The organism is Streptomyces sp. NPDC043680 (assembly GCF_056436685.1).
This window is the reverse complement of the sequence record NZ_JBWKCE010000002.1, coordinates 545265-558290: the sequence shown is the minus strand read 5'-3', so window position 1 is coordinate 558290 and position 13026 is coordinate 545265. Positions and strand designations below refer to the sequence as shown.

At 74.1% G+C, this 13026-nt stretch carries 11 protein-coding genes; 9 read left to right on the top strand and 2 right to left on the bottom strand.

Going from position 1 to position 13026, the window contains the following annotated elements; all coding sequences use genetic code 11:
* Positions 1-244: 244 nt before the first annotated feature.
* From AC0666_RS05915 to AC0666_RS05890, 6 genes are all read left to right on the top strand, one after another.
* Positions 245-1489: a prenyltransferase/squalene oxidase repeat-containing protein gene (locus AC0666_RS05915; RefSeq protein WP_468967532.1), complete on the top strand. Its 1245-nt coding sequence runs from the start codon at positions 245-247 to the stop codon at positions 1487-1489.
* A complete protein-coding gene (locus AC0666_RS05910) occupies positions 1489-2157 on the top strand; it encodes an SCO2322 family protein (RefSeq protein ID WP_478707157.1) in 669 nt (222 codons plus the stop codon). Before AC0666_RS05915 ends, AC0666_RS05910 begins: the two co-directional genes overlap by 1 nt.
* Positions 2154-3488, top strand: coding sequence for an energy-coupling factor transporter transmembrane component T family protein (locus tag AC0666_RS05905; protein WP_478707156.1), 1335 nt, complete (start codon positions 2154-2156; stop codon positions 3486-3488). The genes AC0666_RS05910 and AC0666_RS05905 overlap by 4 nt, the downstream gene beginning before the upstream one ends.
* Positions 3485-5278 carry an ABC transporter ATP-binding protein gene (locus AC0666_RS05900; protein ID WP_478707155.1) on the top strand — a complete coding sequence of 598 codons (1794 nt, stop codon included), beginning with the start codon at positions 3485-3487 and terminating at the stop codon, positions 5276-5278. The genes AC0666_RS05905 and AC0666_RS05900 overlap by 4 nt, the downstream gene beginning before the upstream one ends.
* Positions 5275-6072: an ECF transporter S component gene (locus tag AC0666_RS05895; protein ID WP_468967544.1), complete on the top strand. Its 798-nt coding sequence runs from the start codon at positions 5275-5277 to the stop codon at positions 6070-6072. The genes AC0666_RS05900 and AC0666_RS05895 overlap by 4 nt, the downstream gene beginning before the upstream one ends.
* A gap of 388 nt (positions 6073-6460) precedes the next feature.
* A complete protein-coding gene (locus AC0666_RS05890; protein WP_468584403.1) occupies positions 6461-6865 on the top strand; it encodes an aggregation-promoting factor C-terminal-like domain-containing protein in 405 nt (134 codons plus the stop codon).
* Positions 6866-7033: 168 nt separating this feature from the next.
* Here AC0666_RS05890 and AC0666_RS05885 read toward each other — a convergent pair whose 3' ends face one another.
* Entirely contained in the window at positions 7034-8203 is a 1170-nt protein-coding gene (locus AC0666_RS05885) for a steroid 3-ketoacyl-CoA thiolase (RefSeq protein WP_356853747.1), read from the bottom strand.
* Between the two features lie 244 nt (positions 8204-8447).
* Between AC0666_RS05885 and AC0666_RS05880 the strand changes: the two genes are divergently transcribed.
* Both AC0666_RS05880 and AC0666_RS05875 read left to right on the top strand, forming a co-directional pair.
* Positions 8448-9692 (top strand): cytochrome P450, encoded by a 1245-nt coding sequence (locus AC0666_RS05880; protein WP_478707154.1) that lies wholly within the window; start codon positions 8448-8450, stop codon positions 9690-9692.
* A 225-nt stretch (positions 9693-9917) separates the two neighbouring features.
* Positions 9918-10301 (top strand): DUF6193 family natural product biosynthesis protein, encoded by a 384-nt coding sequence (locus tag AC0666_RS05875; RefSeq protein WP_478707153.1) that lies wholly within the window; start codon positions 9918-9920, stop codon positions 10299-10301.
* 158 nt (positions 10302-10459) lie between these two features.
* Here AC0666_RS05875 and AC0666_RS05870 read toward each other — a convergent pair whose 3' ends face one another.
* The gene (locus AC0666_RS05870; RefSeq protein WP_468967626.1) at positions 10460-12484 is read right to left on the bottom strand and encodes a bifunctional glycosyltransferase 87/phosphatase PAP2 family protein; all 2025 of its coding nucleotides are present in this window, start codon (positions 12482-12484) and stop codon (positions 10460-10462) included.
* A gap of 120 nt (positions 12485-12604) precedes the next feature.
* On the opposite strand from AC0666_RS05870, the gene AC0666_RS05865 reads away from it, so the two are divergent.
* Entirely contained in the window at positions 12605-12937 is a 333-nt protein-coding gene (locus tag AC0666_RS05865; protein ID WP_468584413.1) for an antibiotic biosynthesis monooxygenase family protein, read from the top strand.
* Positions 12938-13026 lie beyond the last annotated feature (89 nt).

The window sequence follows — 13026 nt, the reverse complement described above, 5'->3', positions numbered from 1 at the left end:
GGTAGAGTGAACCCGTCGTCCACCCTGCCGTACGGGGGGAAGCCGGTGGGAATCCGGCGCTGACCCGCAACCGTGACCCGCCGGCACCGCCGGGACCGGGGAGCCGGATTGCCCCGTACGGGAGGTGCGCGGCTCGCGCCGCCGGAGCCCCCCGGCGGCCGGCACCGTCGAGGTAAACGGAGCCGGAGCCCGGTGCCTGAGCGTGCCTGCCTCCTGCTCCCCAGCAGGAGAGGCACCCGCCCCCATGAACGTCCGCCGCAGCGCCGCCGCGCTCGCCGCCTCCGCCGTGCTCTGCGCGGGCGCCGCCCCCGCAGCCCTCGCCGCGCCCTCCCCCTCCGCCTCCGCGGCGCCGGTCGTCCCGTCCGGGCTGTTCGGCGAGAAGGACCCGACGTACGACGGCGTGTGGCGGCAGTCCTTCGCCCTGCTCGCCCAGCGCACGGTCGGCGTGAAGCCCGCCCCGCAGGCCGTCGACTGGCTCGTCGGCCAGCAGTGTGCGAACGGCGGCTTCGCCTCCTTCCGGGCGGATGCGGGCGCGGCGTGCGACGCGGCGACGGTGTTCGACACCAACGCCACCTCGGTGGCCGTGCAGGCGCTGAAGGCGCTGGGTGGTCACGACGCCGCGGTGAAGAAGGCCGTGGACTGGCTGAAGTCCGTCCAGAACGAGGACGGCGGCTGGGCCTTCGTCCCCGGCACCCCGAGCGAGGGCAACTCGACGTCGATCGTGATCAGCGCGCTGGCCGTGGCGGGCGAGAAGCCGGCCGAGGTCAGGTCGAAGGCCGGCAAGTCCGCATACGAGGGCCTGCTGGCCTTCCAGCTGGGCTGCGCCGCCGAGCCGGCCGCCGACCGGGGCGCGTTCGGCTACCAGCCGACCGACGGGAAGCTGCCCGCGAACGCCGACGCGACGGCCGCGGCCGTCCTGGCCGGCCTGGGCAAGGGCGCGGTGGTCGAGCCGGCCGCCACGGACACCCCCGCGGCCCCGCCGGCCTGCCCGGCGGGCGCGGCCGACCCGGTGGCCGCCGGGCAGGGCGCGGCCGGCTACCTGGCCGAGGCCCTGAAGAAGGACGGCCACCTCACCGCGGTCACCCCGGGCGCGGACCAGCCGACCGCGGACACCGGCAACACCGCCGACGCGGTGATCGCCCTGGCCGCGGCCGGGCACAAGCAGTCGGCGGCGAGCGCGCTGGAATGGCTGAAGGCCAACTCGGCGGACTGGTCCAAGGGCAGCCCCGCGGCCCTCGGCACGCTGATCCTCACCGCGCACGCGACGGGCGCGGACCCGAGGTCCTTCGGCGGCACGGACCTGGTGTCGGCCCTGAACGCGACCGGCCCGGCCCCGCAGGCGGCGCAGGCCGAGAACAAGGACGAGAAGAAGAAGGACGAGGACGGCTCCGGCGGCCAGGACATCTGGTGGATCGTCGGCGCGGGCGCGGCGGCCGGCATGGGCATCGGCATCATGCTGAGCGGCCGCCGGAAGAAGAACCAGCTCTGATGCGCGGCCGCCCGACCCTGCCGGCGCTCGCCGTCGGCATCCTCCTCACCCTCCTCGCCGCGTCTCCCGCTCTGGCGTCGAGCTACCGGTACTGGTCGTTCTGGGACGGCGCGGGCGGCCGGTGGCAGTACGCCACCCAGGGCCCGTCGTCGGCCCGCCCGGCGGACGGCTCGGTCCAGGGGTTCCGCTTCTCGGTGAGCAAGGACGCGGCGGCGGAGGCGGCGCAGCCGCGGGCGGCGGCCGACTTCGCCGCGATCTGCGGCTCGACCCCCGCCGTGGAGGGCAGGAAGCGGGTGGCGCTGGTCGTCGACTTCGGTCTCGCGGCGGACGCCCCGGCGGGCGAAGCGCCGCCGCAGGAGGCGCCGCGTACGGCCTGCGCCCAAGTGCCCCCGGACGCCACGGCGGCCGAGGCGCTGGCGCAGGTGGCGAAACCGCTGCGGTACGACAGCGCGGCACTGCTGTGCGGGATCTCCGGCTACCCGAAGCAGGGCTGCGGCGAACCGATGGCGGACGCCGAGCCGAAGCCCGCGCAGCCGTCCGCCCCACAGCCGGCGGCCCAGGGCCCGTCGGACGGCGGCCCCTCGGCGGGCCTGCTGGCGGGCCTTGCGGCGGTGGCGGCCCTGGCCGCGGCCGCGGTCTGGCAGTCCCGCCGCCGCCGCACCCGATGACCCCGTCGGCCGGCTCCGCCAGCCCCGCCGACGGCGTCCCGGCCCCGCCGCGCGGTGGGGCGGACGCCGAAGCCAGCCGGCCGACCCCCGGGGCCACCCGCACGGGTGCCGCGGAGGGAAACCCGAGCGCGCCTGGGACCGCCCCCGGCAGCGGCAGCGGCCCGCGACCGCGGCCCGGGCGGACCAGCCGAACGGCCCGGGAAGAGACGCCGGCCCCGCGCAGCCGCAGCCGCAGGCACACGGCCCCGCAGGCCCGCCGGGGCAACGCACTGCACGCGGGTGCGTGGTGGCTCTGGGCACTCGGGCTGGCCACCGCCGCCTCCCGCACCACCAACCCGCTCCTGCTCGGCCTCCTCGTCGGCGTGGCCGGCTACGTCGTCGCCGCCCGCCGCACCACCGCCCCCTGGGCCCGCTCGTACGGCGCCTTCCTCAAGCTCGGCCTCTTCGTCATCGCCCTGCGCCTCCTCTTCTCCGCCGTCCTCGGCTCGCCCGTCCCCGGCGCGCACACGCTGCTGACCCTCCCCGAGCTCCCGCTCCCGGCCTGGGCGCAGGGCATCCGCCTCGGCGGCCGGGTCACCGCCGAGCAGCTCGTCTTCGCCTTCTATGACGGCGCGAAGCTGGCCACCCTGCTCGTCTGCATCGGCGCCGCGAACGCCCTCGCCAATCCGGCCCGGCTCCTCAAGTCGCTCCCGGCCGCCCTGTACGAGGCCGGCGTCGCCGTCGTGGTCGCCATGACCTTCGCGCCGAACATGGTCGCCGACGTGGCCCGCCTGCGCACCGCCCGCCGCCTGCGCGGCCGTCCCACCGGCGGCATCCGGGCGATCGCACAGATCGCCCTGCCGGTACTCGAAGGCGCCCTGGAACGTTCCGTGGCCGTGGCCGCCTCGATGGACGCCCGCGGCTACGGCCGTACGGCCGAGGTTCCGGCCGCCGTCCGCCACACCACCAACGCCCTCACCCTCGGCGGACTGCTCGGCGTGTGCGCGGGCACGTACGGCCTGCTCGCCGCCGAGGGCGCCGGGTACGGGCTGCCCGTCCTGCTCCTCGGCCTGCTCCTCGCCCTCGCGGGGCTTCGCCTGGGCGGCCGGCGCAGCATCCGTACGCGCTACCGGCCCGACCGCTGGGGCCCGCGCGCGTGGCTGGTCGCCGGGTCGGGCGCGGCCGTGGCCGCCGCAATGGCCTGCGCCGGGGCCCTCGACCCGGAGGGCCTGCACCCCGGGGTGGTCCCGCTGGTGGCGCCGACGCTGCCGCTGTGGCCTGCGGCGGCGATCCTGATCGGCCTGCTTCCCGCCTTCGTGGCACCCGTACCGCCCAAGGAGACAGCGCAGTGATCCGCTTCGAGCAGGTGTCGGTGACCTACGACGGCGCCGCGGAGCCCGCCCTCCAAGGCGTCGACCTGGTCGTTCCCGAGGGAGAGCTCACGCTCCTGGTCGGCCCGTCGGGCGTCGGCAAGTCGACGCTGCTGGGCGCGGTCAGCGGTCTCGTCCCGCATTTCACCGGCGGCACGCTGCACGGGCGGGTCACGGTCGCCGGCCGGGACACCCGCACCCACCCGCCGCGAGAGCTCGCCGACGTCGTCGGCACGGTGGGACAGGACCCGCTCGCCCATTTCGTGACGGACGTGGTCGAGGACGAGCTGGCGTACGGGATGGAATCCCTCGGCCTGGCTCCGGCGGTCATGCGGCGCCGGGTCGAGGAGACCCTGGACCTGCTGGGCCTGAACGAGCTGCGCGACCGTCCGATCGCCTCCCTGTCCGGGGGGCAGCAGCAGCGGGTGGCGATCGGCTCGGTCCTGACCCCGCACCCGCGCGTCCTGGTGCTGGACGAGCCGACCTCCGCCCTCGACCCGGCGGCCGCCGAGGAGGTCCTGGCGGTCCTGCAGCGGCTGGTCCACGACCTGGGCACGACGGTGCTGATGGCCGAGCACCGCCTGGAACGGGTGGTCCAGTACGCCGACCAGGTCCTGCTGCTTGCGGGCCGGGACGCCGCACCCGTGCTGGGGCCGCCCGCGGAGGTGATGGCCGTCTCCCCGGTCCACCCGCCGGTGGTCTCGCTGGGCCGCCTCGCCGGCTGGTCCCCGCTCCCGCTGTCGATCCGCGACGCCCGCCGCCTGGCAGCGCCCCTGCGCTCCCGCCTGTCCGAGCACGCCCCCGGCCCGCTCGCGGCGGGACCCGCACCGGCAGCCGTGGCGACGCCCGACCCGGCCGCGCCGGCGGTCGGCCCGATGGGGCACGGTCCCGCTGCCGGGAAAGTGCGGGCCGGGAAGGAAACCCCGGGCCGCGGCACCGGCTTCCGTCCCGCCCTGTGGTCCCGGCTCCGCCGTACGCCCGCCGCTGCGGCCGCGCCGCCGTCCCCGTCGCCGTCGGTGGCCGAGGCCCGGGGGGTCTCGGTGCGCCGTGCCCGCGCCGAGGTCCTGCACGGCATCGACCTCACCGTCTCCCCGGGCGAGACCATCGCCCTCATGGGCCGCAACGGCGCCGGCAAATCCACCCTGCTCGCCGCGCTCATCGGCATGGTCGAGCCCGCCTCCGGCTCGATCGGCGTCGGCGGCCGGGCCCCGCACCGGACGGCCCCGCACGAGATGGTCCGGCGGGTCGGCCTCGTCCCGCAGGAGCCCCGCGACCTGCTCTACGCCGACACGGTCGCCGCCGAGTGCGAGGCCGCCGACGCCGACGCCGGCGCGGCCCCCGGCACCTGCCGCGACCTGGTCTCGGCCCTGCTGCCCGGCGTGCCCGACGACACCCACCCCCGCGACCTCTCCGAGGGGCAGCGCCTGGCGCTCGCGCTGGCGCTGGTGCTGACCGGCCGGCCGGCACTCCTCCTGCTGGACGAGCCGACCCGCGGTCTGGACTACGCCGCCAAGGCCCGGCTGGTCGAGGTGCTGCGGGAGCTCGCCGCGGCGGGTCACGCCATCGTCCTCGCCACCCACGACGTGGAGCTCGCCGCCGAACTCGCGCACCGGGTCGTGATCCTGGCCGGCGGTGAGATCGTGGCGGACGGCCCGACGGCCGAGGTGGTCGTCTCCTCGCCCGCGTTCGCCCCCCAGGTGGCCAAGATCCTGGCTCCCGCGCCCTGGCTCACGGTGGCGCAGGTCGCCCGCGCCGTGGAGGGCGCCCGATGAGGCCCGTCCGTATCGGCCCCCGCGCGGCCGCCGCGTTGCTCCTCGTCACCCTCATCGGCATCGCGGCCTTCGGCTGGCCCCTGCTCGCCGACGGCGGGTCCGGCCTGGCGCACTCCGAGGACGCCCCCTGGCTGTTCGCGGCCCTGCTCCCGCTGTTGGTCGCCGTCGTCGTCGCGACCATCGCCGACCAGGGGATGGACGCCAAGGCCGTGGCGATGCTGGGGGTGCTCGCGGCGGTCGGCGCGGCCCTGCGGCCGCTGGGCGCGGGGACGGCCGGCCTGGAGCCCATGTTCTTCCTGATGGTGCTGAGCGGCCGGGTCCTCGGGCCGGGCTTCGGCTTCGTCCTCGGCTCGGTCACGATGTTCGCGTCCGCCCTGCTCACGGGCGGGGTCGGTCCGTGGATGCCGTTCCAGATGCTGGCGCTGGGCTGGTTCTCGCTGGGGGCCGGGCTGCTGCCGGGCGCGGAGCGGATCCGGGGCCGGACGGAGCTGGCGATGCTGGCGGCGTACGGCTTCGCGGGCTCGTTCGCGTACGGCACGATCATGAACCTGCAGGGCTGGGTGACCTTGCAGGGCATGGGCCAGGGCATCTCCTTCCATCCGGGGGAGCCGCTCGCCGCGAACCTGGCGCGCTTCGTCGCGTACTGCCTGGCGACCTCCCTGGGGTGGGACCTGGGCCGGGCCGCCCTGACCGTCGTGCTGACGGTGACGCTCGGCGGGACGCTGCTGAAGGCGCTGCGGAGGGCGGTGCGGAAAGCGGCGTTCGAGGCGCCGATTTCCTTCGGTTCGCGTTGATGGCGGCCACACCCACGCCCCTTTTCGCGTGACGAACCGATACATAAGGTGAGAATTCGGGCATCCGGCGGTGACCCGCCCCACAGGACCCACGTCACATCCGACCGCGGATAGTAGGCGCCGCGCCCCCCTCGGGAGCCCCTCCGAACCGGCTCCCACCTGCACGGACGCCGCTCACCTCGGGAAGGGGTCGAAAGGACCCGACTGCGAGGGCGCGTAGTAAGAGGGGCCGTTGCCAGACCCTTCTCAGCCTGGCTAACTGGTGTTGTCGCTACGGCGGCCGGGGTCTTCACCCCCCGCCCGACGAACCCCTCTCCTCCGCGTGAGTGGCTCACGCACGTCTTCGACGTGCCCGCGACCGCCCTTGCCCCCTTCGGAAGGTTCATCCGTGTCCAACGCTGTCATCCGCCGCATCGCCGCTTCCAAGAAGACCCTCGCCGGCTCCATCGTCGCCCTGGGCGTCGCCGGCACCATGCTCTCCACGGTTCCCGCCCAGGCGGCCCCGACGAGCGCCAAGGCGATCGCGCACCAGATGATCAAGGACCCGGCCCAGTTCGCCGCCTTCGACAAGATCATCTCCCACGAGAGCGGCTGGGACCACACCGCCACGAACGCCTCCTCGGGCGCGTACGGCCTGGTCCAGGCCCTGCCGGGCTCGAAGATGGCCTCGGCGGGTGCCGACTGGAAGACCAACCCGGCCACCCAGATCAAGTGGGGTCTGGACTACATGAACTCCCGCTACGGCAGCCCGGTCGGCGCCTGGAACTTCTGGCAGGCCCACCACTGGTACTAAGCCGCCAGTGGCCGTCCCGCGGTAACAGCAGTACGCGGCACCAGCAGTACAGCGGTAGCAGCAGTAGCGGTACAGCGGTAAGAGCAGTGCGAAGGCCCGGTGGCCGGCCTCCCCAGGCCGGCCACCGGGGCCTTCTGTTTCCCATCCCACAGGGTTTTCGAGGGCCGCCTACAGCCGCTGGATGATCGTCCCGGTCGCCAGGGCGCCGCCCGCGCACATGGTGATCAGCGCGAACTCCTTGTCGCGGCGCTCCAGCTCGTGCAGTGCGGTGGTGATCAGCCGGGCGCCGGTCGCCCCGACCGGGTGGCCCAGGGCGATGCCGCCGCCGTTGACGTTGACCTTGTCCAGGTCCTGTTCGAAGACCTGGGCCCAGCTGAGGACCACGGAGGCGAAGGCCTCGTTGATCTCGACGAGGTCGATGTCCTTGAGGGACATGCCGGCCTTGCCGAGCACGGCCCGTGTCGCGTCGATCGGGCCGTCGAGGTGGTAGTGCGGGTCGGCGCCGACCAGCGTCTGGGCGACGATGCGGGCGCGCGGCTTGAGCTTGAGCGCGCGGGCCATCTTGCGGGAGGCCCACATCACGGCCGCGGCCCCGTCCGATATCTGCGAGGAGTTCCCCGCGGTGTGCACGGCGGTCGGCATGACCGGCTTGAGCCGGGACAGCGCCTCCATGCTGGTGTCCCGCAGCCCCTCGTCACGGTCGACCAGCCGCCACATGCCCTGCCCGGCGGCCTGTTCCTCCTCCGTCGTCGGGACCTGGACGGCGAAGGTCTCCCGCTTGAACCGCTCCTCGGCCCAGGCGGTGGCGGCCCGCTCCTGGGACAGCAGGCCGAGCCGGTCGACGTCCTCGCGGGTCAGGCCGCGGTGGCGGGCGATGCGCTCGGCGGCCTCGAACTGGTTGGGGAGGTCGACGTTCCACTCGTCCGGGAACGGCTTGCCCGGGCCGTGCTTGGAGCCGGAGCCGAGCGGGACGCGGCTCATCGCCTCGACCCCGCAGGCGATGCCGATGTCCATGACCCCGCCGGAGATCATGTTGGCGACCATGTGGTTGGCCTGCTGGGAGCTCCCGCACTGGCAGTCCACGGTGGTGGCGGCGGTTTCGTAGGGCAGGCCCATGGCGAGCCAGGCGTTGCGGGCGGGGTTCATCGACTGCTCGCCGGCGTGGGTGACGGTGCCGCCGACGATCTGCTCGACGCAGTCGGGCTGGATTCCGGTCCGGGCGAGGAGCTCGCGGTAGGTCTCGCCGAGCAGGTAGGCGGGATGGAGGTTGGCGAGCGCGCCTCCGCGCTTGCCGATGGGGGTGCGTACGGCTTCGACGATGACGGGTTCCGCGGCCATGAGCTCGTCCTCTCCCTGCACTGCGCCGGCGCGGCGGGCCGTCCCGGCGCCCCGCCTCGAACTAGTACGCGTTCTAGTTCTCCTCGCAGTCTTATGACCCGGAGGCCCGGCACGCAAGGGTCTTGCACGCGGCTTACACGGATTCCACACGCAACAGTTGACGTGAGGACCCTTGTCACTTCTAGAACTCGTTACTACCTTCGAGCCAATCTCCTGATGGGCCGTCAGACTTTGGAGTCGCCCGATGCCCTGTCCCGCGCTGCCCGAAGGCTTCGACGCCACCGATCCCGACCTCCTCCAGGACCGCGTCCCCTTCCCCGAGTTCGCACAGCTGCGGCAGACCGCCCCCGTGTGGTGGTGCCCGCAGCGGCGGGGCGTCACCGGCTTCGACGACGAGGGCTACTGGGCGGTCACCCGGCACGCGGACGTCAAGTACGTCTCCACGCACCCGGAGTTGTTCTCCTCCACCACCAACACGGCCATCATCCGCTTCAACGAGCACATCCAGCGCGAACAGATAGATGCCCAGCGCCTGATCATGCTGAACATGGACCCGCCGGAGCACACCCGCGTACGCCAGATCGTGCAGCGCGGGTTCACCCCCCGGGCCATCCGCGGCCTGGAGCATGCCCTGCGGGACCGGGCCCGGCAGATCGTCCGGGAGGCGGCTGCCGCCGCGGGCGACGGCAGCTTCGACTTCGTCACGCAGGTGGCGTGCGAGCTCCCGCTGCAGGCCATCGCCGAACTGATCGGCGTACCCCAGGAGGACCGGCTCCGCATCTTCGACTGGTCGAACAAGATGATCGCCTACGACGACCCCGAGTACGCGATCACCGAGGAGGTCGGCTCCAACGCGGCGATGGAGCTCATCGGCTACGCGATGAACCTGTCGGCGGCGCGCAAGGAGCGCCCCGCCAAGGACATCGTCACGCAGCTGGTGGCGGCCGAGGGCCAGGGCAACCTGGGCTCCGACGAGTTCGGCTTCTTCGTCCTGCTGCTGGCCGTCGCGGGCAACGAGACCACCCGCAACGCCATCAGCCACGGCATGCACGCCTTCCTGACCCACCCCGACCAGTGGGAGCTCTACAAGGCGACCCGCCCCGCCACGGCCGCCGAGGAGATCGTCCGCTGGGCGACCCCGGTGGTGTCCTTCCAGCGCACCGCCACCCAGGACACCGAGCTGGGCGGCCGGAAGATCAAGGCCGGCGACCGGGTGGGACTGTTCTACTCCTCCGCCAACCACGACCCCGAGGTCTTCGAGAGCCCGGACGTCTTCGACATCACCCGAGACCCCAACCCGCACCTGGGCTTCGGCGGCGGCGGACCGCACTTCTGCCTCGGCAAGTCCCTGGCCATCATGGAGATCGACCTGATCTTCAACGCCCTCGCCGACGCCCTGCCCGACCTGCGGCTGGCCGGCGGGGAACCGCGCCGGCTGCGCGCGGCCTGGCTGAACGGCATCAAGGAGCTCCGGGTCAGCCACGGTTGAGCGGGTGAGCGCGACCGCGGCCGTACCGGTTCCAGGACGGCAGGGGCTGCTCCCTCTCCCACGCCCCCGGCCCCTGCCGTCCCCTGGAGTGCGCCGCCGCCGTCCCCGGCGGGCGGGCCGGGGAGTCCGCGCCTGCGGGTCCCCTGCGGGACGGTGGGCGTCGTATGCCGGATCGTTGGCGTCCGGAGCATTGTCCTGAGGCCTGTGGGGCGTCACACTGCGCGGATGAACCTTCACGCTGCCGAAGCCGACACCGCGGACCGGGTGGATGCCCGCTGGCAGCGGCTGCCCACGACATGGCGGCTGATCCTGGAACGCGGCGGGCCCGACCCGCTCAGCCGCGGGGTCATCGAGCTCATAGAGGCCGCTTCCGCTCAGCCGCAGCTGCGCCGGCTGTACCCGTTCACCCGCCAGTGGACCCTGTGGTTCAGCTCCCGCACCCGCCACCCCTTCGAGGTGGAGGCGCCGGCCGCCGAGCCGACGCCCGACGGCCGCTTCCGCGTCCGCAGCCCCAGCCTGAACACCGTGATCGCCGAGGCCGACACCGCGGAGGCCGCCATCGCGCTCATCGTGGACCGGCTCACCGCGGGCGGCACCACAGCCCCCTGAGGATCCGCTCCCCGACCCCGACCCCGACCGCCCCGAGTGGCGGGGGCGCCGCCGACGGCGGATCCTGACAGGACGCGGCGATCCACCGAAGGGGTGCCGGGGCAGGCGTACGGCCCGCCCCGGCACCCCTTCGCGGTGCGCGTGCGCCGTGGCCGTGGTCAGGCCCGGCTGCGGGTGGCGGCGCCCAGCCGTTCGGGCTCGCGCGGCTTGGGCACGGCGGCTCCGGCGGCCGCCCGGACGGCGCCGCGCGGCCCCGACAGTACGTAGACCAGCCCGAACCCGGCGCTGACCACGACCGCGCCCCCGACCGCGTCGAGCACCCAGTGGTTGGCGGTGGCGACGATCGCGCACACCGTGATCAGCGGGTGCAGCGCCCCCAGCAGCTTCTGCCACGCCTTCGGCGCCAGCATCATGATCACGATCCCGCACCACAGCGACCAGCCGAAGTGCAGCGAGGGCATCGCCGCGTACTGGTTCGAGATCGCGGTCATGGCCCCGTACTGCGGGTGGGCCAGGTCCTGCGGCCCGTGCACGGTGTCGATGAAGCCGAGGCCGGGCATCAGGCGGGGCGGCGCCAGCGGGTAGAGCCAGAAGCCGACGAGCGCGAGCAGCGTGGCCAGGCCCAGGGAGGCGCGCGCCCAGCGGTAGTCGCCGGGGCGGCGCCAGTACAGCACGGCCAGGATCGTCAGCGGCACCACGAAGTGGAACGACGTGTAGTAGAAGTTGAAGAACTTCTCCAGCCAGGGCGTGTTCACCACGGCCTGGTTGACGGCGTGCTCGATGTCGATGCCCAGTGCCCGCTCGATGCCGTGGATCTGGCTGCCGTTGCCTTCGGCGAGGCTGCGGCTGGTGGGTGCGGCGGCCCGGATGTGCGAGTACATCGAGTACCCGACCCGTATCAGCAGCAGTTCCAGCAGCAGGTTGGGGCGCGACAGCACGCGCCGCCAGAACGGCATCAGCGGCACCCGCGACCAGCGCGCGGCGGCGGGCCGCCCGTACGCCGTCGGGACCGGCTCGCGCCAGTACGGCGAGGACCTCGGCAGGAACGGCACGGCGCAGGCCGCCGCCAGAGCGGCGAGCAGCAGGACGTTGTCGCGTACGGGGGCCAGCGCGGCCAGGTTGGGCAGCAGCACATCGCTGGGCAGCGTCATGGCGAGCACCACGGCCACCGGCCACACGGGCCGGTCCGCCGCACGCCTGCCGACCTTGCCGGCCACCGCCAGCAGCACCCACAGCAGCTGGTGGCGCCAGCCGGTCGGCGCCACCGCGACGGCCACGCAGCCGGTGATCGCGACGGCGAGCAGCAGCTGCCCGTCCCGGGCGTAGCGCACCGCGCGGCGCAGGCCCAGCCAGGCGATCCCGGCGGCGAGCACCGCGTACAGCAGGATCTCGACGGGCCCGGAGAGGCCGAAGCGCAGCAGCGCGCCGTGCACCGACTGGTTGGCGAGGCCGCCGGGGGCACCGCCGAGGCCGGTGCCGGCCAGGTGGTGCACCCAGTACGTCCAGGAGTCGCGGGGCAGCGCCGCCCAGGACAGGGCGGTGGCCGCGGCGAAGGTGACGGTGGCGGCGCGGGCGGTGGGCCGGCGGCCGGTCAGCCAGAGCAGCGGCGCGAAGAGCAGCAGGGCCGGCTGGAGCGCGGCGGCGGAGCCGAGGAGGAAGCCGGACGCGCGCTCGCCGGGCACCCGGAAGACCGCCAGCAGCACCAGCAACACGGGCAGCACGGCGGTCTGGCCGGGCGAGGCCGCCTCGCGTACGGGCAGCGAGACCATCATCAGGCCCACCAGCGCGGGCGCGGCCAGCAGCGCGGTGCGCCGCGGCACGGGATCGGGCAGGCCCCGGGCGGCGACGAGCCCGACGGCCGCGACGAACAGCAGCGTCACACAGGTCCAGGCAACCTCCAGCGAGGGTGCCGCGAGACCGAGGAACGGCTTGAGCACCAGGCCCGCGAAGGGCGTCCCGGTGAACTGGCCGGCGTCGTAGAGCGACCCGGGCAGGGCGCCGGGAAGGTGGAAGCCGCTGAGCCACTCCCCCGGTGGCACGCGCAGTACGACGGCGGCCTGTCTGACGGCGAGGACGCCGGCCAGCGCCCACAGCAGCAGGCGCGCCGCCCCCAGTCTCCCGCTGTCACCGCCTATGACCCCGGCATGTCCGTTCGCACCACCGTGCTCTGCCGCGTTAGCCACGCCTCGCCGGCCTCCCGCCCTGTTGAACGCAACCCTGACTTAGCCTGGCTGCCGCGCTTCATGCACCACTTCATTACCTGGGAGGACGATATCCCCCGCGGGATCCCTAGGATGGCGGGCATGAGCATCGTGAAGATCAACGCGCTGACCGTTCCCGCCGAGCAGCGGGAAGTGCTGGAGCAGCGCTTCGCCTCGCGGGCGGGCGCGGTGGAGAACTCGGACGGATTCGAGTGGTTCGAGCTGCTGCGGCCGGTGGAGGGCACGGACCAGTACCTCGTCTACACGCGGTGGCGGTCCGAGGAGGACTTCCAGGCGTGGATGGAGGGCCCGATGAAGGCGGCGCACCAGGGTGGCGGCTCGGGGGAGGGTGAACGGCCGAAGCCTGCGGCCTCGGGGTCGTCGGTGTGGTCCTTCGAGGTCGTGCAGCAGGCGGCGCCGAAGCCGAAGGCCTGAGCCCGGGCGGGGCGGGGAGTAGACGTACGTCGGGTCGGCCGGGCGGGGCGGCCGACCGGGGGCGGCCTGGGCGGTCGACCAGGGGCCGA

What these genes read in the sequence shown, in the direction of transcription:
- AC0666_RS05885 (WP_356853747.1), bottom strand. Translation starts at nt 8,203, where the DNA reads ATGGCCGCGGAACCCGTCATCGTCGAAGCCGTACGCACCCCCATCGGC.
- AC0666_RS05910 (WP_478707157.1), top strand. Translation starts at nt 1,489, where the DNA reads ATGCGCGGCCGCCCGACCCTGCCGGCGCTCGCCGTCGGCATCCTCCTC.
- AC0666_RS05895 (WP_468967544.1), top strand. Translation starts at nt 5,275, where the DNA reads ATGAGGCCCGTCCGTATCGGCCCCCGCGCGGCCGCCGCGTTGCTCCTC.
- AC0666_RS05875 (WP_478707153.1), top strand. Translation starts at nt 9,918, where the DNA reads ATGAACCTTCACGCTGCCGAAGCCGACACCGCGGACCGGGTGGATGCC.
- AC0666_RS05915 (WP_468967532.1), top strand. Translation starts at nt 245, where the DNA reads ATGAACGTCCGCCGCAGCGCCGCCGCGCTCGCCGCCTCCGCCGTGCTC.
- AC0666_RS05905 (WP_478707156.1), top strand. Translation starts at nt 2,154, where the DNA reads ATGACCCCGTCGGCCGGCTCCGCCAGCCCCGCCGACGGCGTCCCGGCC.
- AC0666_RS05865 (WP_468584413.1), top strand. Translation starts at nt 12,605, where the DNA reads ATGAGCATCGTGAAGATCAACGCGCTGACCGTTCCCGCCGAGCAGCGG.
- AC0666_RS05880 (WP_478707154.1), top strand. Translation starts at nt 8,448, where the DNA reads ATGCCCTGTCCCGCGCTGCCCGAAGGCTTCGACGCCACCGATCCCGAC.